Raw genomic sequence first — 21,254 nt, forward strand, 5'->3', positions numbered from 1 at the left:
GGCCGGGCTGGTTTCATAGCGCTCGCCGGTGGCGATGATGTGCGCCACCAACGGCCCGTGGGCCACGGCCACGCCCTTGGGCATGCCGGTGGAGCCGGAGGTGTAGATCACGTAGGCGAGGTTGTCGCCGTCCAGTACGACGTCCGGCGCGCTGTCGCTCAACAGCGCCCATGGCTCGGTACGGTCAATGGCCAGGGTTTCCAGCCCATCGGGAATCGGCAATTGCGTCAGGGCGCAGGTATGGCTGAGCAGCAGCTGCGCACGGCTGTCCTGCATCATGTACAGCAGGCGATCACGCGGGTATTCGATATCCAGCGGGACGTACACGCCACCGGCCTTCAGTACGGCAAGGAACGCCACCATGATCTCGGCACTGCGCGGCATGGCAATGGCCACCCGCACTTCCGGGCCGACGCCACGGGCGATCAGCGCGTGGGCCAGGCGGTTGGCCTGGCGATCCAGCTCGCCGTAAGTGAGTTGCTGGTCGGCGAACTTCACCGCGACGGCATCCGGGGTCTCGCGGGCACGGTCGGCCACCTGTTCATGCACCAGACGCCGGGCCGAGAAGCCGGACGCGGTACGGTCCCACAGTTGCAGAATGTGTTGCTGCTCGTCCTGATCCAGCAAGTGCAACTGGCCGATAGGTTGAGTTTGATCGGCAACCATCGCCTGCAACAGGTTCTGCCAATGCCGGGCCATGCGCGCGATGGTGGCAGGCGCAAACAGGTCGGTGGCGTAGCTCAGGGAGGCATGCAACGCGGTCGGGCTTTCTTCCACATCCAGCGCCAGGTCGAACTGGGCCACGCTTTCATCCCAATTCAGGGCTTCGATGTGCAGGTCGGTAAGCTGCTGCAACTGGCGCTCGGCGGACGTCACGCGGTGGTTGAACAACACCTGGAACAACGGGCTCAAGCTGAGGCTGCGCTCCGGTTGCAAGGCTTGCACCAATTGCTCGAACGGCAGGTCTTGATGGGCCTGGGCTTCGAGGGCGCGCTGCTTGACCTGAGTCAGTAACTGCGCGAAGGGCATTTGCCCGTGCAGCTCGGCCTGCATTACCTGGGTGTTGACGAAGAAACCCAACAGCCGCTCGGTTTCCAGACGCGTGCGGTTGGCAATCGGCACACCGACGCAGATCTCGGACTGACCGCTGTAGCGATGCAGCAAGGTCTGGAACGAGGCCAGCAACAGCACGAACAAGGTCACGTTCTCACGCTGGGCCAACGCCTTGAGTTCGGCCACCAGCGTGCTGTCCAGATGGATTTGCCGGCGTGCACCGCGATGGCTTTGTACCGCTGGGCGCGGATAGTCCAGTGGCAACTCCAGCACCGGGTGCTCACTGCCCAGGCGCCCGCACCAATAATCGAGCTGGCGCTGTTTTTCCCCGCCCGCCATCCAGTCACGCTGCCATTGGGCATAGTCGGCGTACTGGATCGGCAACGCTGGCAATGCACTGTCGCCCTGGTAGAGCGCCACCAGTTCGTCGACCATCACGTGCATCGACCAACCGTCGCAGATGATGTGATGTTGGGTGATTACCAGCACATGATGCTGCGCCGCCACTTCCAGCAATTTGACCCGCATCAGCGGACCACTGCGCAGGTCGAAGGGGCGTTGAATTTCCTCGGACACGGCCTGTTCGATCGCCGCCGAATCGACGCGCTGGCGCTCGATCGTCACTGTCACGGCTGCATGGATGACTTGCGAAGTCTGCTCGCCCTGCTCCACAAAGGTGGTGCGCAGCGGCTCATGGCGTTGTACCAGAGCCTGGAGCGCGTGCTCCAGCGCGCCGATGTCCAGTTGACCGCGCAGGTGCAGTGCCGTGGGCACGTGATAGGCCGCACTGGCGGGGTCCATTTGCCAGAGAAACCATTGGCGTTCCTGGGCGAAGGACAACGCCAGCGGCCGGCCGCGGTCCATCGCCACCAACGGCTGCGCCGTGCTTATTTGCAACGCCGCACACGCATCGGCAAACGCGTGCAGGGTCGGCTGTTCAAACAGACTGCGCAGCGGCACTTCCAGGTTGAGCGCGTGCCGCACCCGGGAGATCACCTGGGTGGCCAGCAACGAGTGACCGCCCCGCTCGAAGAAGTGATCGTCCAGGCCCACTTGCTCTACCTGCAACACCGCCTGCCAGATTGCTGCCAGCTGGATTTGCAGCGGGCTGCGGGGCGCGACGTAGGCCTGGGCGTGCAGGTTCAGGTCCGGCGCCGGCAGCGCACGGCGGTCGAGTTTGCCGTTGTTGTTCAATGGCAAGGCATCGAGCATCACCCACTGCCCAGGCACCATGTAATCGGGCAGCGACTGGCGCAAACGGGCCGCCAGTGCCTGTGTCTCCAGAGCGATGCCCTCAGCGGGCACCACGTACGCCACCAATTGCGTACCCGTGGCGCTCGGCAGCGCCAATACAGCCGCCTCACGCACCTGTGGCAAGGTCTGCAGAACGGCCTCAATTTCGCCGATTTCGATACGCAAGCCGCGAATCTTCACTTGATGGTCGATACGCCCGACGTACTCAAGCGCACCCGCCTCGTTGTAACGGGCCAGGTCGCCGCTGCGATAGAGACGCGCGCCGGGCAGCGCGGAAAACGGGTCGGGCAGAAAGCGCTCGGCGGTCAGCGCCGGGCGGTCGAAATAGCGTTGGGCCAGGCCGGCTTCGGCGCCGATGCACAATTCGCCCACGCCATCGGTCGCCAACAGTTCGAAGCTGCTGTCGAGCACGTAGAGCGAGCGCCCTTCAATGGCGCGCCCGATCGGCACACCGAACGCATCGCTGGCATGGTCCAGCCGGCAGGTGTGCACGCTGGACACCACGGTCGCCTCGGTCGGCCCGTAAGTGTTGACCAGTCGTACATCGCCCAGCCCGGCGGCATGCCAGGCGCGCAGGCCTTCCACGGACATCGCCTCGCCGCCCACATGCACCTGGCGCAGCTGGCCCAAGGGGCGGCGGTGCACGGCGCATTCCTTGGCCAGCAGGTACCAATAGGCGGCGGGCAAGTCGGCCAGGGTCACGCCCTGCTCAATAATCTCCCGCGCCAGCTGCCCGGCGTCCCACAGCTCATCGCCGCGCATGATCAAGGCCGCGCCCACGCACAGCGGTGGGTAGCACTGCTCGACAAAGCCGTCGAAGCTGAAGGTCGCGAACTGCAGCACGCGGTCCCGTGCGCTCAGTTGGCTGTACACCACGGCGCTGTCGCAGAACTGGCCGAGGGCGGCATGGTCGATGGCCACGCCTTTGGGCTGGCCGGTGGAGCCGGAGGTGTAGATCACGTACGCCAGGTCCGCCGCCATTGCGTGACTGGGCGGATTGGTTGCCGAGTAATCGGCCAACTCGTCTCCCTCCGCGGTGAAGTCGACACGGGCCAGCCCTGCAGGTAACGGCACCTCGGCCAGCAAGCCGGTTTCGCTGAGCAGCAGGTCCAGGCGACTGTCCGCGAGCATGTAGGCCAGGCGCTCGGCCGGGTAGTTCGGGTCCAGCGGCACATACGCCGCGCCGCTCTTGAGCACCGCCAGCAGGCTGACGATCAGTTGCGGACCGCGCCGCGACGCCAGGCCCACACGCTGGCCGGGGCCGACACCCAGTTCCAGCAGGCGATGGGCCAGGCGGTTGGCCCGGGCGTTGAGTCGGGCGTAGCTCAAGCGTTCACTGCCGGCCTGCACCGCCAGTGCATCCGGCGTGGCCAGGGCCTGGGCAGCAATGCGCTCATGTGCGTGTGCGTTACGCCGGGCGGTCGCGGGCAACTGGCTGAGGGCGAGCACGTCGCGCTGTGCGATGGCGTCGAGCAGGCGCAGGTTACCCAGGGGGATTTGAGCGTTTGCAAGCAGTTGCGCCAGCAGGTGTTGCAGGTTGTCGCCCAGTCGCATGACCTGGGTTTGGCTGAATTGCGCGCGGTCGTAGCTGAACTCCAGGCGCAGGCTCGCAGCCAGTTCAATGCCAAGGGTCAACGGGTAGTGCGTGCGCTCATGGTTGTGCATCGGCCCGAAGGTCAGGCCGGCCGGCGCCCCTTGTTTCAGCGCTTCGGCCACCGGGAAGTTTTCGAACACCAGCAGCGTGTCGAATAGCGCGGCGCCTTGCTGGCCCGCCCAGCTTTGAATGTCGTAGAGCGGCACATGCTCGTGATCACGCAGGCTGAGGTTCAGCGCCTGCAATTCACTGAGCCAACTGACGGCCGATTGTGCCGGCGAGGCGGCGCTGATGATCGGCAAGGTGTTGATGAACAGGCCCAACTGCTGTTCGATCCCCGGCAACGGCGCCGAACGCCCGGCCACGGTCGCGCCGAAAGCCACGCACGGCTGCCCGGTGTAGCGTTGCAGCAGCAGGCTCCAGGCCCCTTGCAGCACGGTGTTGAGGGTAACTTTGTGCTCGCTGGCAAACTCACCGAGGGCACCGGTCAAGTCACTGCTCAGCGCGATGTGATGCTCTGCGTAACCCGAACCGTCAGCCGGCGCGCGCAGTGCCTGTGCCAGCAAGGTTGGCGTTTGCAACGGCGCCAGGGCCGCGCGCCAGAACATCTCACCGTTGCCTTGCTGTTGCAGCCAGCCAAGGTAATCGCGAAATTGCCCGAGCGGCGCAGGCACGGCCTGGCCTGCATAGTGGGCAAGCACTTCGGCGAGCAACTGGGCGTTGCTCCAGCCATCCATGAGGATGTGGTGGCTGGTGAAAATCAGGTGCCAGGCCGCACCCGCACCGCGCACCAGCATCAGGCGAAACAGCGGCGCGGCGTTGAGTTCGAAGCCGCGTTCACGCTCGGCGTCGGCCAGGGCGGCGCAGTCGGCCTGAAGGTCATCGATAACTTGCAGTTGCAGGTCGACCTGGCGCTGGATCACTTGGTGCGCGCTGTCCAGGCCCAGCCAATGGAAGCTGCTGCGCAGGATGTCGTGACGGTCCAGCGCGGCCTGCCAGGCGCGCCCGAACCTCTGCAGATCGAGGCCGTCGATGTCCAGGCGCAACTGGTTGATATAGGCCTGGGCCTGCGGCGCCAACAGGCTGTGGAACAACATGCCCTGCTGCATCGGCGACAGCGGGTAAAGGTCTGCAATGGCCGGCCCGGCCACCGGCAGTGCATCCAGTTGCGCTTGGGTGACGCGTGCCAGCGGGAAATCCGAGGGTGTGGCCTGCCCGGCCGGTGTGGCACAGCAATGCTTGATCAGGGCCTTGAGTTCAGCGGTGTACTCATCCGCCAGGCGCTGGATGGTCGCCACTTCGAACATCTCACGACTGAAGCCCCACTGCAGCGCCAGTTCCCCGCCATACACCTGCCCTTCCAGCGTCAGCCAGTTGGCCAGTGGCGCCTCGGGATCCTGGGCCTGGCCACTGCCCTCGCCGGTCGGTACGAACAGCGCCGACTGATCGAACTGGCGGTCGAACTGGCCCAGGTAGTTGAAGGTGATACGGGGCACGGCCAGGCCGGCCAGGGATTCACGGGCTGCAGGCGCGCCGAGGTAGCGCAGCACGCCATAGCCCAGGCCCTTGTCGGGGACGGCGCGCAGTTGCTCCTTGACCGCCTTGATCGCAGTGGACAGCTCGCCATCCGCTTGCAGGCGTACCGGAAACAGGCTGGTGAACCAGCCGACGGTGCGGCTCAGGTCGACGCCGTCGAACAGGTCTTCGCGACCGTGGCCTTCCAGCTGGATCAAGGCGGCGGGCTGGGCGCTCCAGCGGCTGATCACCCGCGTCAGGGCAGTGAGCAACAGGTCATTGACCTGGGTGCGATAGGCCGCCGGCGCTTCTTGCAGCAACTGGCGCGTGTGCTCGGCGTCGAGGCGCGTTTCAAGCTTGGCGCCCAGGCGATTGTGCAGGCCGCCCTCAGGGTGATCGCACGGCAACTCGGCATCGATGGATTGCGCCTGCCAGTACGGCAGTTGGTGATCGAGGGCCGGCGCATGGTTGTGCAGCTGCTGCGCCCAATGCTGGTAGGCGCTGGTCTTCGCCGGCAGCGGCCGCTCGCGATAGGCCTGTTGCAGGTCTTCCAGCAGGATGCGCCAGGACACGCCATCGACGACCACGTGGTGAATCACCAGCAGCAGGCGTTGGCTGCCGTCGGCCATGTCGACCAGAACGGCGCGCAGCAGCGGGCCTTGCTCCAGATCGAGGCTGCGCTGGGCCTCGTCGCACAGCGCGGCCAATTCGGTTTCGCTGCCGACACGGGCCTGCCACAGCACCGATGCATCGACCTGAACGGCGTGGCGCTGCTGCCAACCCGCAGCCTGCTCCACGAAGCGCAGGCGCAGGGCATCGTGATGCTGGACCAACCGCATCAAGGCCGCGTCGAGCCGAGCGGGCTCCAGCGTTTCACGCGGGGTCAGCAGCAATGACTGGTTCCAATGGTGACGCGCCGGGATCGCCTGAGCGAAAAAGTCTTGCTGCACGGGCGTCAGAATGACCTCGCCGCTGACCGGACCTTGATCGATAGCGCTCAGTTCGTCGAAGCTCGCCACCAGCGCCAGGCTGCGGACGCTTTGGTACTGGAACAGGTCGCGCGGGCTGAGGCGGATACCGGCCTGGCGGGCACGGCTGACCATCTGGATGGAGATGATCGAGTCACCGCCCAGTTCGAAAAAGTTGTCGTCCAGACCCACCGCCTCAATGCCCAAGACATCGCTCCAGATCGCGGCCAAGGCTTTTTGCAGGGCGTTTTCCGGGGCGGCGAAGGCCTGCTGCGGCGTAGCGTCCGGCAGTGGCAGCGCCTTGCGGTCGAGCTTGCCGTTGGGAGTCACCGGCAGCTTGGCCAGCGTGATGAAGTGGGTCGGTACCATGTATTCCGGCAGGCTGTGGAGCAACCAGGCCTTGAGGTCGCCAGGTGCGTCGTTTTCAAGAACCAGATAGGCCACAAGCTGCTTGCCGCCTTGCACCACGACCACCGCTTCGCGCACCTGCGGGTGTTGCATCAGGCGCGCTTCGATCTCGCCCAACTCGATGCGCAAGCCGCGCAGTTTGACTTGATGGTCGAGGCGGCCGAGGTATTCGATCACGCCATCGGCGCGCTGACGCACCCGGTCGCCGGTACGGTACAGGCGCTCGCCGGGCATGAATGGGCTGGGCACAAAGCGCTCGGCCGTCAGCGCCGGGCGCCGATGGTAACCGCGCGCCAGGCCGACGCCGCCCAGGTACAGTTCGCCCGCGATACCGGCCGCAACCGGGTTGAGTTGGGCGTCCAGCACGTAAGTGCCGAGGTTGGCGATCGGCCGACCAATGGGCACGCTGTCGGCGCCTTCGTCGATGCAGGTCCAGTGGGTGACCTCGATGGCGGCTTCGGTCGGGCCGTAGAGGTTGTACAAGGACACGTTCGCCAGCCTGGCGAACACTTGAAGCTGCGCGTCCAACGGCAAGGCTTCGCCGCTGCAGACAATGCGCTTGAGACTCGCGCAGGCTTCGACGCCGGGCTCATGGATGAACGCCTGCAACATTGACGGCACGAAGTGCAACGTGGTGATGGCGTGCTGCTCGATGGTCTCGATCAGGCGTGCCGGTTCACGATGCTCGCCCGGCGCGGCGACCACCAGGCGCGCGCCCGTCATCAGCGGCCAGAAGAATTCCCACACGGAAACGTCGAAGCTGAACGGCGTTTTCTGCAGCAATGCGTCGCTGGCATCGAGTGCGTAGGCTTGCTGCATCCAGCACAGGCGGTTGACCAGCGCTCGATGGCTGTTACCGGCGCCCTTGGGTTTGCCGGTGGAGCCAGAGGTGTAGATCACGTAGGCCAGGTTCAGCCCATAGAGCGTGACGCTCGGGGACTCGGCGCTATAGCCGTCGAGCCAGTTCGCTGGCTGATCCAGGGCAATCACCTGGATCCCTTCGGTCGGCAACCGTGCCATCAGGTTTTGCTGGCTGAGCAGCAGCGTAATGCCGCTGTCGTCGATCATGTACGCCAGGCGTTCCCTGGGATATTCCGGGTCCAGCGGGACGTAGGCGCCGCCCGCCTTGAGGATGGCCAACAGGCCCACGACCATTTCGATGGAACGCTCGACGCAGATCCCCACCAGCACGTCCGGGCCGACGCCTCGCTCGCGCAGCGCATGGGCCAACCGGTTGGCGCGCACGTCAAGCTGGGCATAGGTCAGGGTGAGCTCACCGAATACCAGCGCCGGCGCATCCGGCGTGCGTTGGGCCTGGTCTTCAATCAGGTGATGGATCGCCCGTTCCGTCGGGTATGCCGTGGCCGTCTGGTTCCAGGCCTTGACCAGCACGTGCTGCTCGTCAGCGCCCAGCATCGGCAATTCGCCGATACGCTGCTCACCGTCTGCCACCATTGCGTGCAACAGGCTGATCCAGTGTCGGGCCATGCGCTGGATAGAGGGTGCGTCGAACAGGTCGTTGGCGTAGGTCAGCGCGGCATGCAAGGCGCCGGATTTTTCATAGGTGTCGAGGGTAAGGTCGAACTGGGTGGTGCGGCCTTGCCATTCCACCAGGGCCAGTTCCAGACCGGATGCGGTGCTGACGGACGCGATATCCGCGACCACCGGTTGATGGTTGTACATCACCTGGAACAGCGGCGTATGGCTCAGGCTACGCTCGACTTTCAAGGCTTCGACCAAGCGTTCGAAAGGCAACTCCTGATGGGCCTGGGCGCCCAGGGCGTGCTCCTTGATGCCTTGCAGCAGTTCGGCGACGCGGGTCTGGCCGGTCAGCTCGGTGCGCAGTACCTGGGTGTTGACGAAGAAGCCGATCAGGCCTTCGACTTCAGTGCGGTTGCGGTTGGCGATGGGCACGCCGACGCGGATATCGCCCTGCCCCGTGTAGCGGTGCAACAGCACATTGAAGGCGCCGAGCAGCAACATGAACAAGGTGACGTTATGTTTTTGCGCGCAGGCGCGCAGTTGCGTGGCCAGCGCCGGGCCGACCTCGAAGGTATGGCGCGTGCCCTGGTAGCTGGGCATGGCCGGGCGTGGGCGGTCTGTCGGCAACTCCAACACCGGATGCTCATCGCCCAGGCGCGCCTGCCAATACTCCAACTGGCGCGCCTGCTCACCGGCCTCCAGCCAGCGGCGCTGCCAGAGGGCGTAGTCGCTGTATTGGATCGCCAGCGCCGGTAATTGCGGCGCCTCGTTGCGCTCGTGGGCGTCATAGAAACGGATGAACTCGTCGATCAATACATTCATCGACCAACCGTCCGAGACGATGTGGTGCAAGGTCAGCAGCAACACGTGCTCGTGCTCATCGAGCTTGAGCAATTGCACACGCAGCAGCGGGCCATGTTCCAGGTCGAACGGCAACAGCGACTGCCGCGTCGCCGCCGCGCTGACCGCCTGCTCACGGTCAACGGGCGCCAAGGTGCTGAGGTCCAGCTGCTCGATGGCCAGCGACGGTTCGATTGAAACCTGGGCCAGACGCTTATCCGCCTGACGCTGAAATACCGTGCGCAAGGTTTCGTGACGCGCCACCAGGCTGGCGAACGCTTGCTCCAGGGCGTCCAGGCTCAGCGCGCCTTTCAAGCGTACGGCGCCGGGCAGGTTATAGGCGCCGCTGGTCGGGTCCAGTTGCCAGAGAAACCACATGCGTTGCTGCGCATAGGACAACGCCTGGCGATCCTGCGCCTCCACCCCCACCGGAATCGGAAAACGGGAAAAATCCACGCCTTCTTTCTGAAGGGCCTGCAGGAACAATTGGCGTTTTTCCAGGGGCAACCCGATAAACCGGCGAGCAAGTTTCAAGGAGTCTTCAGCATTCATTTGTTGGAGTCCGGAGCAATAGGCAGGAAGCACAAAGGCACGTCGTCCCTATAAAACGAACCGCAAAGGGAAAAATTAGCGAGGAATGAAGGGCTGCAAGCGAGGTGTCATCAGGGCTCATCAATTTCGGGAAAGACACCTAAAGCCGAGCCAGCATTGATGCACGCCACTTTTTGCAACTACAGGTAGTTACACGCAGAGAGCGCCGTGTCCAAAAATGAAAAGCTGCTCGCCAAACCGCTCAATGAGCACGTGGCATTCACCTGGTCTGAACTCGTAACGCTGTTACGCCGACTGGGCTACACACAGATTGAAGGGGCTGGAAGCCGGGTCAAATTCGACATCGGCGACCCCAGTGCAATGATCACCTTGCACAAGCCGCATCCCGGCAACGAACCGAAACACTACATTCGGCGCCAAATCATCGAACAATTGAAACCAGGAGAACTGATTCAGTGAACAACCCGCTGAAACACAAAGGCTACATTGGCTCCATCAAAGCCAGCCTTGAAGACAAGTGCCTGTGCGCAACATCATGTTCACCAAGACCCTGGTGAGCTACGAAGGCAAAACCGTCGCCGAACTGGACGCGGCTTTCAGAGAGGCGGTGGACGATGACCTCGCCACCTGCCAGGCACTTGGGCAAGTACCAGAAAAGCCCTGCAAGGGCTCCTTCAACGTACGCGTCGGCCATGACCTGCACTTGGCCGCAGCCTTGGCGGCGAACCGAAAGAAAGTGACGTTGAACGACCTGACACGCCAAGCGCTGAATGAGTTTTTACAACATCATTGCCCAGCGATTGGCTGACTGCCCAACCGCCGAAACCCCAGCACGGCCGAACCCAGCACGACCACCCCCGCCGCCAGCGCCACCCAAAACCCGCTGGCGGCGCCAAAGTGGTCGATCATCCAGCCCGACCCGGCGGCGCCGATGGCCACGCCGATGCTCAGACCGGTGATCAGCCAGGTCATGCCTTCGGTGAGGCGGCTCGGCGGGACGACTTGCTCCACCAGCGCCATGGACACGATCAGGGTCGGGGCAAAGAACAGGCCGGAGATAAAGATCGCCACGGCCAGCCCCGGGATATTGGTCACCAACAGCAACGGCAAGGTCGTCAAGGCCGTGGCCACGCCGCAGAACAGAAACTGCCGGGGCAACGGCGCCTTGAGCTTGAGCATGCCGAAGGCCAGGCCTGCCAGGCAGGAACCAATGGCGTAGACCGACAGCACAATACTCGCGGCCGCCGGGTGGCCCTCATGCTGGGCGAACGCGACGCTGACCACATCCACCACACCGACGATTACGCCCATGGCCAGCAGCAGGATCATCAGGATCAGCACCGAAGGCGAGGCGATCAACCAGCGGCCGTGATGATCATGACGTGCATGCACCGGCGGTTCAGTGGTGCGCTGCAACACGAAGGTGGTTACGCCCACCGCCAGCAACACGGCCGCCACCAAGGGCCCGGCCTCGGGGAACAGCACCACGCTGAGGCCCACCGAAATGGGCGGGCCGATAATGAAGCACACCTCATCGAGCACCGACTCCAGGGCAAATGCGGTATGCAGCTTGGGCTGGCCACGGTACAACTCGGTCCAGCGCGCGCGCACCATCGCCGACATATTGGGCATGCAGCCGGCCAGTGCGGCGAACAGGAACAACGTCCAGCTTGGCGCCTGCAAACGCGTACACAGCAGCACCATCAACAGCGCGCCGCCACCGATCAATGCGGCGATGGGCAGCACCCGGCCCTGCCCGTGGCGGTCCACCAGGCGCGAAACCTGCGGTGCGCAAACCGCGGTGGCCAACGCGAATACCGCCGCCACCGAGCCCGCCAAACCGTAGCCGCCATGCACTTGCGAGAGCATGGTGATCAGGCCGATCCCCGTCATGGAGATCGGCATGCGTGCAAGCATGCCGGCCAGGACAAAGGCACGAGCGCCAGGAACCTGAAATAACGCGGCGTAGGGGTTTGCCATGATCAAGCGTCTTCTTCCTTAAGTGGGCAACCTTTTATCACACCAGCCGCTTGATCTGTTTATGCCGCCATACCAACCGGTAATAGGCAACCTGCAACGCCAGCATCGCCAGGTAAGTCACCGGAAACGCCATCCACACCCCCTCGAGGCCAAAGTGCGCATTGAACAGGTACGCCACCGGCAATTCCACGCACAGCACACAGAAAATCGAGATGGCGACGGGCATCAGCACCACGCCGCTGGCGCGCATGATCCCGCCGATCACGGCCTGAAAGCCAAACACCAGGATGCTCCACAGCATGATATGCAACAGGTGCTCAGCGTTGACCCGCGCGCCGTCGTCGGTGATGAACAGCCCCAGCAACCAGTGCGATAACCCATAGCCAAGCACGATCAGGCCACCGGTGAGGCCGGTGTTGATCAACAGCCCGGTGCGCAGGATCGGCCCGATGCGCTCCAGGCGCCCGGCGCCAATCGCCTGCGCGCCCAGGATCGAGGCGGTGATGGCAATCGACAACGCCGGAAACTGCACGTAATTGACGATCTGCGTCACCGCGCCGTACGCCGCCGTTGCCTGGGAACCGTGGCCGTTGACCAGCGCCAGGATGACCAGTTCCGACAGCGACAACACCACCATCTGCAGGCCTGTCGGCAGGCCGATGCGCAAGACTTTGCCGAGGATCACCCGGTCCAGGCGCAAGGCGGCGAGCATGTCGCGATCCGGCGCCATCACATGGTTCTTGTGGCGCAGGCGCAGGATCAGGAACAGCATCGCCAACGTATTACCCGCCAGCCCTGCGTACGCCGCACTCTGGATGCCCATGGGCGGCAGACCGATCCAGCCGCGAATCAACGCCGGCGTCAGCACCAAGCCCACCAGGGTCGACACCATCAACGCCAGCAACGGCGAAACCGTATCGCTGACCCCGCGCAATAGCTGGGTATACAGGATGAACACCAGCAACAGCGGCATGATCAGCATCATCACTTGGGCGTAGCCCACCGCATCGTCCAGCACATCGACGGGAGTACCCAACGCCTGCAACGCTGGGCGGGCAAACAGACCGCCCAGTACCGCAGCGAGCAAGCCGATCAGTGCGCCCAGGGTCAGCGTGGCGCCGGTGATCACCTTGACCATGCCCGTCTCGCCGGCGCCCCAGGCCTGGCCGATCAGCACCGAGGCGCCGGCCCCCAGGCCAATCACCAATGCAATGAAGAAAAACACGATGGGAAACATACCCGACACCGCCGCCAGCGCGTGGGTGCCCAGCATCTGCCCGACATAGATGCCGTTGAGGGTGCCGGAAAAGCTTTGCAGAAAGTTGGAGAGCACCATCGGTGCCAGAAAGAGCAGGTAGATCTGCCACAACGGTCGTTGCTGGGTGACTTCCATGATGGTGTGGGGCCCTGGGTGGCGGTGATGTCGTCAATGACTTGAGTCTACTGGCGCTGAACCACGAATGGTACGCCGAGGCGAGCGACACACTCCAGAGGGCAGGTACTTCAATAGTGCGGGGCACGCCGTGACGCCCAATAACACACGCTTCGGGCTCCGACGGCTGCTACCTGAATAAAAGGCAGCAGCCCCTGGCGATCAGTTAAGACTGCCCACCGGCGGATGCAAAAAGATTACCGACAAATGCGCTGGCGGAAGGGTTGTTGCCCTCATTGGACGGTGCTTTCTTGATCATATGGTCGATGTTAACCATATCGAAGCGTTGGTCTTCAGCGCCTGGTTTGCCCTCCTCCCGAATGCCGATATCCAACTCGCGCAACAAGCCCGGACGGTTAAGCAGCTCGCTGGCGACTTCACGCGCCTGCGGGTTGAACGCACGCGTAGACGGGATAACACCCGCCGCCTCTTTCAGCTCACTGACATTGACATAGTGGTCATCGGCGCCAGCGGTAAACTGCCTGAAATTATCTTTCACGGCCTGAAGCAGTGCTCCATCGCTGCTCTTTCTGAACGCATTCGATACATCGGCCAGGTCCTGCCGAGAAAAATTGCCGTCAAGCGCGCCACTGCGACCTTGATCAAGTGTCTTGAACAGTTCACCACGCTCCATCAGTTCCTGCGCAACGGAGGCATCCGCCGCACTGACAGGCCGACCATCCAGGGAATATCCCGAAGCGGCAGCGCTCAGTGACGCGTCAGTAATCTTACCCAGTGAGGCGTCTTGCAGGTTGCTGAAATGGGAGAGCACTTTGGCCGACAAGGATTCGTCACTGTCATTGGCATACGATCGCCCGGCAGCCATCACGGGGCTCCATTGCGGGTCGTTTCGCATCCCCGCATAGGGCGGCTGCTGCGGCGCGTCCATGCGCGATTCCGGCGGCAACGCTTCCCAGCCCTCCATGCCACGCGGCCCACCGGGTGACGGCGGTGCATCGAATTGAGGAGAACATTGCTGGTTTATCCTCTGCTGCTGCATCGCACCGTTATAGCCACCTGCAAACTGCATCCCCGCCCGTGGTTGATACGCGCATGCGTCTTGCTGATCCAGCTGGGAGATGGCTAGCTGCACATCCTCTCGGTTGATCAGCCCATCTTCCCGACCACCATTCTGAACGCCATCAAGCAGGCTTGCGACGCCGGGCCGGCCCAATATATCCCTGGCAAGCAACGTCATCTGATCATCGTAACCGCCATTTCCCAATGGACGATTGGCCACGTCAACCAGCGAATCGCGAGAAACGAACGAATTGTCGGGGGATCTGAAATATTCGAAGTCGCGTAGCAGCAGCTTTGCCACATCCGAATTGGAATAAATGCTGGTCAGATTGCCCGGCATGTTCTCGGGAGCACTGCGCCCATAATCCGCTGCCAAACATTCGAGGTTCTGCGCGGGTGGAAGCGAATGAAGCGGTTGGTTAAAGCAAGAATTCATTATGGCTATACCTCATGTATTGGACGTGACGACTGCTCAACCAAGCCAATAAGCCGTCGGTTCAGCTGCCTTTTGGTGGCAGCTGAAACCGTGCGGTTCCAAATAAACATGCAATTACGCGCAAGGATTTTACCGCCGCACGCAGAGCCAAAGCCTATATGGCGATGCGAAAATATCTGCACTTGCGTAGGACCGATTCTGGAAAGTCCCCTCTCGATTCCGCTCTCCTGCGCGCCGCAAAAGGCTAGCCACCAAACGCCTGGGAAGGCCGACGCAACGTCGGATCAAACGGGTTGATCCGCGGCCCGATGGCCGCCGCCTCCCGCTTCAACAATTCCACCACCATCGGCAAACGGCTCGGCCCCAGGCGGTCACTGATGGTCGCCACGCTCAACGCCGCGACCGCATGCCCGTCCCGGTTCAGGATCGGCACGGCCAGCCCGGCCATGCCTTCCAGCACGCCCGTGTTGCGCGCGGCGTACCCCAGGCTGCGCACGTTCTCGACCTGCGAACGCAACAGCACTTCATCGTATAAATGAAAGTCCTTGAGGCGCGGCAAGTTGTAGCGAATCACCGTTTCGCGCTCTTCCTCGGGAAGGAACGCCAGGATCGCCAGGCTGCCCTGCCCTACACCCAATGCCACGCGCCCACCGATATCGCCGGTAAAGGTGCGAATCGGGTAAGGACCTTCGCTGCGATCCAGGCAGATCGCGTCAAAGCCACTGCGGGCCAGCAGGAACAGCGAATCGCCCAGGGACGCACTCAAACGCAACAGGCTTGGCCGTACCAGTTCACGCAGGTTGCCGCTCTTGCCGGCATTCGCCGCCAGGGCAAAGAATTCCAGGCTCAGACGGTAGCGTTTGCTGCGCGCGTCCTGCTCGACCATGCCCTCGTCCATCAGGCTGCGCAGCAGGCGGTGAGTGGTAGGTTGCGAAAGGCCGACCTGTTGCGCGAGCTGGGTAACGCGCTCGCCGCCTTCGGCGACCTGGCCCAAGGTACGCAACACGGCGAACAGCCGAGAGACGCCACCAGCCCCGACTTGCCCGGGGCTTTCATTCCGCTCAGTGGAATCGTCCACGCTTAATCTCCTGATAAATTCTAATGAATGAATAAAACTCAAAATAGTTATCCATTCAGTGAAATTCTGTCTTCCGTCCACTCTAGTCTTCGTCCTAATCTGCGTCCACAGGGGCGAAATGAACAACAACCGGCAGCCGACCCGAGATCGAGCGCCAGCGCACCCACAGCGGTTCTTTCGCATCTGCCCAAAACAAAAAAGCGCGTTTTCAACGCGACTCAAAAAGGTGGAACGCAGATATGGCATTTCTCCAACTCCGCGCCTTGAGCAAACGCTATGGCGCCGTCGATGCAGTGGTCGCCACCGACCTTGCGGTAGAAAAAGGCGAATTCGTTTCCCTGCTCGGCCCCTCGGGTTGCGGCAAGACCACCACCCTGCAAATGATCGCCGGCTTCGTCGACGTGAGCGGCGGGCAGATCCTGCTCGACGGCCGCGACATCACCCATGCCAAGCCCGCCAGCCGAGGCCTGGGCGTGGTGTTCCAGAGCTACGCGCTGTTCCCGCACATGACGGTGCGCGACAACGTCGCCTTCGGCCTGCAGATGCGCAAGGTGCCCGCCGTCGAGATCGCCGCCAGCGTCAAAGCCGTGCTGGACCTGGTGCGCCTGGCCCCGCATGCCGAACGCTACCCACGGGAACTGTCCGGTGGCCAGCGCCAGCGTGTGGCCCTGGCCCGCGCGCTGGTGATCGAGCCGCCGGTACTGCTGCTCGATGAACCGCTGTCCAACCTTGACGCCAACCTGCGCGAAGAGATGCAGTTTGAAATCCGTCGCATCCAATGCGCGGTGGGCATCACCACCTTGATGGTCACCCACGACCAGGCCGAGGCGCTATCGATCAGCGACCGCGTGGTGGTGATGCAGGCCGGCCGCGTGACCCAGATCGATGCGCCCTACACGTTGTACGAACACCCGCGCACACGGTTCATCTCGGACTTTGTCGGCAAGGCCAATCTGCTCAGCGGCGACTACGATGCCCTGGGCATCCCGCAAGTAGGCCCGCCAGGCGGCGCCGGCGAGCTGACCCTGAGCCTGCGCCCGGAGAAAATCCAGTTGGTGGGCGCAGGCTCGGGTCGGCTGCAGGGCAAGGTCCTGAACCGCTACTTTTTCGGCAGCCAGTGGCTGTACCGCATCCATACCGACCTCGGCGAAATCACCGTGGTGCGCAGCAACGACGGCAGCGTGCCGCTGAGCAACGGCGCGGCGGTAGGCCTGGATTGGCAAGCGGACCTGCTGCGGGTACTGGCGGCGGATGAGGTGTACCCATGAGTCGGGGTTACTTGCTCTCGCTGCCGGCCCTGGTGTTGTTTGCCGGGCTATTGGTGCTGCCGCTGGGCCTCACCCTGGTGCTGTCGTTCAACGTGTTCGACTACCAGGTGGGCGTGAAGGCCGATGAATGGACCCTGGCCCATTACCTGTCGTTGTTCAGCGACGCCTACTTTTACGAGATTTTCTGGCGCACCTTCTGGATCAGTGCGCTGGTGACCCTGCTGTGCGTGGTTATCGGCGTACCGGAGGCCTATATCCTCAGCCGCATGGGCACGCCGTGGCGCTCGATCTTCCTGATTCTGATCCTCACGCCGTTGCTGATTTCGGTGGTGGTGCGGGCCTTTGGCTGGAGCCTGCTACTGGGCGCCGACGGGCTGGTCAACCAAACCATCCAATGGCTCGGCGGGCGCCCAGTGAAGCTGCTGTACACGCCCTTCGCGGTGATCATCGCGCTGGTGCACGTGATGCTGCCGTTCATGATCATCCCGGTCTGGACGTCCTTGCAGAAGCTCGACCCGTCGGCTGAGCAGGCCGCGTTGTCGCTGGGTGCCAGCCAGGCCACGGTGATGCGCAAGATCGTCTTGCCACAAGTGATGCCCGGCGTGCTGTCCGGCACGCTGATCGTGTTCGGCCTTGCCGCCAGCTCGTTCGCAATCCCCGGCCTGCTCGGCGGACGCCGCCTGAAAATGGTCGCCACCGTGGTGTACGACCAATACCTCTCGGAACTCAACTGGCCCATGGGCGCGACCATCGCCGTGGTGCTGCTGTTGGTCAACCTGCTGATCATGCTGAGCTGGAATCGCATGGTCGAAGGCCGCTACAAAAAGTCACTGGGGGTTTAAGCGCATGTCCAGAAACGGTCCTTTAGCCCTCGGCTTCCATGGCCTGGTAGTGGTGTTTATGATGGCGCCGCTGGTGGTGGTGTGCCTGGTGGCCTTCACCCCGGAAAACACCTTGAGCCTGCCCACGTCGGGCTTCTCCCTGCGCTGGTTTCGCGCGGTGTTCGAGCGCGCCGACTTTATCCAGGCGTTCTATAACAGCCTGGTCCTGGCGTTTACCGCCGCGACGCTGGCCACGCTGGTCGCGGTGCCGGCAGCATTGGCGATCAGCCGTTATTCGTTTCCGGGGCGCAATTTTTTCAGTGCGTTGTTTCTCTCGCCGATCATCATCCCGCACCTGGTGCTGGGCGTCGCCATGCTGCGCCTGTTTGCGCTGATGGGTGTGAATGGCAGCTTCACCTGGCTGATGCTTGCGCATGTGGTGATCATCACGCCTTACGTGCTGCGCCTGGTGCTGGCGGCCGCCATCGGGATTGATCGCAGTGCCGAGCAGGCCGCCGACTCCCTCGGCGCCAGCCGCTTTACGCTGTTTCGCCGGATCACGCTGCCGATGATTCTGCCGGGCGTGGCCGGTGGCTGGTTGCTGGCGTTCATCAACAGTTTCGATGAAGTGACCCTGTCGATTTTCGTCAGCTCACCGGCGACCCAGACCTTGCCGGTGCGCATGTACGTGTACGCCACCGAGTCCATCGACCCAATGATGGCGGCGGTGTCGGCGCTGGTAATCGCGCTGACCGCAGCGACCATGATCGTGCTCGACCGGGTGTACGGCCTGGACCGCGTGCTGGTGGGGAAACACTGATGGCTCTGTTCAAACGACTTGCCGAAACCCGCCGCCCTGCCCTGGCGTTCACCCTGGACGGCCAACCGGCCACAGGCCTGCTCGGCGATACCCTGCTGACGGCCATCCTGACCTGCGCCGAGCACGTGCGCGGCAGCGACTTCAGCGCTGAGCGGCGCGCCGGTTTCTGCCTGATGGGCGCCTGCCAGGACTGCTGGGTGTGCCTTGAAGACGGGCGCCGGGTGCGGGCCTGTTCGACGCTGCTGGAAGAGGGCCAGGCGATCAGCCGCGAACCGGGGCGCCACGTATGAAACCGATCGTGATAGTGGGCGCAGGGCCGGCCGGCATCACGGCGGTGCGCACCTTGCTCGACCATGGCATCAAGCCCTGCCTGATCGACGAAAGCCTGCGCGGCGGCGGGCAGGTTTATCGGCGCCAACCGGTGAATTTTCAGCGCTCGGCCAAGCAGCTGTACGGTTTTGAAGCGGGCAAGGCGCAGGCGGTGCATCGCACCCTGGACGAGCTGGCCACGCTGATCGACTACCGCCCCGAAACCCTGGTGTGGAATGCCGAAGACGGGCGCCTGGACACCCTCACCGAGGGGCGCGCCGAGAGCGTCGAGTACTCACAGGTCATCGTCGCCACCGGGGCCACCGACCGTATCCTGCCGGTGCCGGGCTGGACCCTGCCCGGCGTCTACAGCCTGGGCGCCGCGCAAATTGCGTTGAAATATCAGGGCTGCGCGATCGGCGAGCGCGTAGCGTTCTGCGGTTCAGGACCATTGCTTTATTTAGTGGCGTACCAATATGCCAAGGCCGGCGCCAAGGTGGTGGCGGTGCTCGACAGCGCGCCGTTCAGCGCCCAATGCCGTGCACTGCCGGCACTGCTCGGGCAGCCGATGACCCTGGCCAAAGGCATGTACTACCGCGCCTGGCTGACAGCCCACGGGATTGCCGTGCATCAGGGCGCAAACCTGCGGCAGATCGACGGCAAACAACGGGTCAGCGGCATTCGCTGGGGCGAACAGACCCTGGCGTGCGACGCCGTAGCCTTCGCCCACGCCCTGCGCAGTGAGACGCAACTGGCGGATTTGCTCGGCTGCGACTTTGCCTGGAACCGCCTGAACCGTGCCTGGTTGCCGCACCGCGACAGCGCCGGGCGCAGCAGCGTCGCGCAGGTGTACCTGGCGGGCGACGGGGCCGGCATCATGGGTGCCGACGCGGCGCAACTGGCCGGTGAGCGTGCAGCGCTGGCCGTACTGGAAGATATCGGCCGCGTGGTCGATCAGCGCCGCATCACCCGGCTGGAACAGCAATTGGCGGGCATTCAGCGCTTTCGCCACGGCCTGGAAACCGCGTTCCCCTTCCCCGCCCAGTGGGCCGCGCAGGCGCCGGATGAGTTGACCCTGTGCCGCTGCGAAGAAGTCAGTGTCGGTGAGGTGCGCGCGGTGGTGGATGAAGGCCATTGGGAAATCAACCGGGTCAAGGCCCATTGCCGCGTCGGCATGGGCCGCTGCCAGGGGCGCATGTGCGGGCTGGCGACGGCGGAAATCGTCGCCGAGCGCAGCGGGCGCGGCATTGAACAGGTCGGGCGCCTGCGTGGCCAGGCGCCGATCAAGCCGCTGCCGTTCGGCGTGCAGGTGCAGCCGTGATCGACGTGATTGTGTTGGGCGGCGGGATTGTCGGCGCGTCGGCGGCCCTGATGCTCGCGCGGCAGGGTCAGCGCGTGGCGTTGGTGGAGCGGGATTTTTGCGGCTCGCATTCCAGTGGCGTGAATTATGGCGGGGTGCGGCGCCAGGGTCGGCCCTTGCATCAGTTGCCGCTGTCACAGCGCGCCCATCAATTGTGGGCCGACCTGCCTGGCCTGATCGGCATCGACGGCGAATACGTGCGCTCCGGGCATCTGAAACTGGCGCGCAGCCATGCCGACTTTGCCGCGCTTGAAGCCTATGCCGTACAAACCCGTGGCTTTGGCCTGAACCTGCAACTGCTCGATTACACGGAGTTGCGCAGGCGTTTCCCTTGGGTGGGCGATGTCGCAGTGGGCGCCTCGCTATGCCCCGAGGACGGCCACGCCAACCCGCGCCTGGTATCGCCGGCCTTCGCCCGTGCGGCGCAGCGCCGTGGCGCATCCGTCCACGAGCAGGCGCACGTGAACCGAATCGAACATGACGGCCTCCGGTTCCAGGTGCACTGCGCCAATGGCCTGCACCTGCAGGCGCCATGGCTGCTCAACTGCGCCGGTGCGTGGGCCGGCAATGTCGCCGCGCAATTCGGCGAACCGGTGCCGATGGTCTCGGCACACCCGGCGATGCTGGTGACCGAGCCGTTGCCCAGGGTGATGAACGTGAGCACCGGCGTCGAAGGCGGCGGCATCTATGCGCGGCAAGTGGCGCGGGGCAACTGCATCCTCGGTGGCGGTCGCGGCTTTGCCCTCGGCCCGCAGAAGGCCAGGCCCGGCCAGGCGGCGGTGCTGGAGATCCTGCGCAATGCCGGTGAGTTGTACCCGTTCCTGCGGGGAGCCCAGGCCATCCGCACCTGGAGCGGCACCGAAGGTTATTTACCCGATCATGAACCGGTGATCGGCCCCAGCAGCACCCAACCCGGCCTGCTCCACGGTTTCGGTTTTGCCGGTGCCGGGTTCCAGCTCGGTCCAGCGGTCGGTGAAGCCCTGGCAGACATCGTCTGCGCAGGTGCCAGCCGCCAGCCCATTGAAGCGTTTTCCATCCGTCGTTTCCAAGCCTGAGAGGAAAAA

General features: G+C 63.7%; 12 protein-coding genes and 1 pseudogene. 8 read left to right on the top strand and 5 right to left on the bottom strand.

The features are described 5' to 3' along the window. Positions 1 to 9,666, bottom strand: a 9,666-nt coding sequence (locus tag Q1V60_RS05105; protein ID WP_300628043.1) for a non-ribosomal peptide synthetase, incomplete at its 3' end; no start/stop codon positions are given. Positions 9,667 to 9,873: 207 nt separating this feature from the next. Here Q1V60_RS05105 and Q1V60_RS05110 point away from each other — a divergent pair. Next, positions 9,874 to 10,125, top strand: coding sequence for a type II toxin-antitoxin system HicA family toxin (locus Q1V60_RS05110; protein ID WP_300628046.1), 252 nt, complete (start codon positions 9,874 to 9,876; stop codon positions 10,123 to 10,125). Next, positions 10,122 to 10,474: pseudogene (locus Q1V60_RS05115) on the top strand (type II toxin-antitoxin system HicB family antitoxin). Before Q1V60_RS05110 ends, Q1V60_RS05115 begins: the two are co-directional and overlap by 4 nt. Here Q1V60_RS05115 and Q1V60_RS05120 read toward each other — a convergent pair. From Q1V60_RS05120 to Q1V60_RS05135, 4 genes are all read right to left on the bottom strand, one after another. Then, positions 10,453 to 11,646: an MFS transporter gene (locus Q1V60_RS05120; RefSeq protein WP_300628048.1), complete on the bottom strand. Its 1,194-nt coding sequence runs from the start codon at positions 11,644 to 11,646 to the stop codon at positions 10,453 to 10,455. The pseudogene Q1V60_RS05115 and the gene Q1V60_RS05120 overlap by 22 nt on opposite strands. Before the next feature lie 37 nt (positions 11,647 to 11,683). After that, the gene (locus tag Q1V60_RS05125) at positions 11,684 to 13,039 is read right to left on the bottom strand and encodes an MATE family efflux transporter (RefSeq protein WP_300628050.1); all 1,356 of its coding nucleotides are present in this window, start codon (positions 13,037 to 13,039) and stop codon (positions 11,684 to 11,686) included. A gap of 205 nt (positions 13,040 to 13,244) precedes the next feature. Then, a complete protein-coding gene (locus tag Q1V60_RS05130; protein ID WP_300628052.1) occupies positions 13,245 to 14,534 on the bottom strand; it encodes a hypothetical protein in 1,290 nt (429 codons plus the stop codon). Positions 14,535 to 14,778: 244 nt separating this feature from the next. Next, positions 14,779 to 15,612, bottom strand: coding sequence for an IclR family transcriptional regulator (locus Q1V60_RS05135; protein WP_300628054.1), 834 nt, complete (start codon positions 15,610 to 15,612; stop codon positions 14,779 to 14,781). Between the two features lie 239 nt (positions 15,613 to 15,851). Between Q1V60_RS05135 and Q1V60_RS05140 the strand changes: the two genes are divergently transcribed. Genes Q1V60_RS05140 through Q1V60_RS05165 form a run of 6 tightly spaced genes read left to right on the top strand, consistent with a single transcriptional unit; the run spans position 15,852 to position 21,245 of the window. After that, the gene (locus tag Q1V60_RS05140; RefSeq protein WP_300628056.1) at positions 15,852 to 16,880 is read left to right on the top strand and encodes an ABC transporter ATP-binding protein; all 1,029 of its coding nucleotides are present in this window, start codon (positions 15,852 to 15,854) and stop codon (positions 16,878 to 16,880) included. After that, the gene (locus tag Q1V60_RS05145) at positions 16,877 to 17,722 is read left to right on the top strand and encodes an ABC transporter permease (RefSeq protein WP_300628059.1); all 846 of its coding nucleotides are present in this window, start codon (positions 16,877 to 16,879) and stop codon (positions 17,720 to 17,722) included. The genes Q1V60_RS05140 and Q1V60_RS05145 overlap by 4 nt, the downstream gene beginning before the upstream one ends. A 4-nt stretch (positions 17,723 to 17,726) precedes the next feature. After that, positions 17,727 to 18,521, top strand: coding sequence for an ABC transporter permease (locus Q1V60_RS05150; RefSeq protein WP_300628061.1), 795 nt, complete (start codon positions 17,727 to 17,729; stop codon positions 18,519 to 18,521). Beyond that, on the top strand, positions 18,521 to 18,811 hold the full coding sequence (locus Q1V60_RS05155; RefSeq protein ID WP_300628063.1) for a (2Fe-2S)-binding protein: 291 nt from the start codon (positions 18,521 to 18,523) through the stop codon (positions 18,809 to 18,811). Before Q1V60_RS05150 ends, Q1V60_RS05155 begins: the two co-directional genes overlap by 1 nt. Beyond that, positions 18,808 to 20,151, top strand: a complete 1,344-nt coding sequence (locus Q1V60_RS05160) for an NAD(P)/FAD-dependent oxidoreductase (protein WP_300628065.1) — start codon at positions 18,808 to 18,810, stop codon at positions 20,149 to 20,151. The genes Q1V60_RS05155 and Q1V60_RS05160 overlap by 4 nt, the downstream gene beginning before the upstream one ends. Further along, positions 20,148 to 21,245 (top strand): FAD-dependent oxidoreductase, encoded by a 1,098-nt coding sequence (locus tag Q1V60_RS05165; RefSeq protein ID WP_300628067.1) that lies wholly within the window; start codon positions 20,148 to 20,150, stop codon positions 21,243 to 21,245. Before Q1V60_RS05160 ends, Q1V60_RS05165 begins: the two co-directional genes overlap by 4 nt. Positions 21,246 to 21,254: the final 9 nt, after the last annotated feature.

It is taken from the genome of Pseudomonas sp., from assembly GCF_030147005.1.
In the GTDB taxonomy this organism is placed as follows: Bacteria; Pseudomonadota; Gammaproteobacteria; order Pseudomonadales; family Pseudomonadaceae; genus Aquipseudomonas.

What these genes read in the sequence shown, in the direction of transcription:
- Q1V60_RS05120 (WP_300628048.1), bottom strand. Translation starts at nt 11,646, where the DNA reads ATGGCAAACCCCTACGCCGCGTTATTTCAGGTTCCTGGCGCTCGTGCC.
- Q1V60_RS05125 (WP_300628050.1), bottom strand. Translation starts at nt 13,039, where the DNA reads ATGGAAGTCACCCAGCAACGACCGTTGTGGCAGATCTACCTGCTCTTT.
- Q1V60_RS05130 (WP_300628052.1), bottom strand. Translation starts at nt 14,534, where the DNA reads ATGAATTCTTGCTTTAACCAACCGCTTCATTCGCTTCCACCCGCGCAG.
- Q1V60_RS05140 (WP_300628056.1), top strand. Translation starts at nt 15,852, where the DNA reads ATGGCATTTCTCCAACTCCGCGCCTTGAGCAAACGCTATGGCGCCGTC.
- Q1V60_RS05145 (WP_300628059.1), top strand. Translation starts at nt 16,877, where the DNA reads ATGAGTCGGGGTTACTTGCTCTCGCTGCCGGCCCTGGTGTTGTTTGCC.
- Q1V60_RS05150 (WP_300628061.1), top strand. Translation starts at nt 17,727, where the DNA reads ATGTCCAGAAACGGTCCTTTAGCCCTCGGCTTCCATGGCCTGGTAGTG.
- Q1V60_RS05155 (WP_300628063.1), top strand. Translation starts at nt 18,521, where the DNA reads ATGGCTCTGTTCAAACGACTTGCCGAAACCCGCCGCCCTGCCCTGGCG.
- Q1V60_RS05160 (WP_300628065.1), top strand. Translation starts at nt 18,808, where the DNA reads ATGAAACCGATCGTGATAGTGGGCGCAGGGCCGGCCGGCATCACGGCG.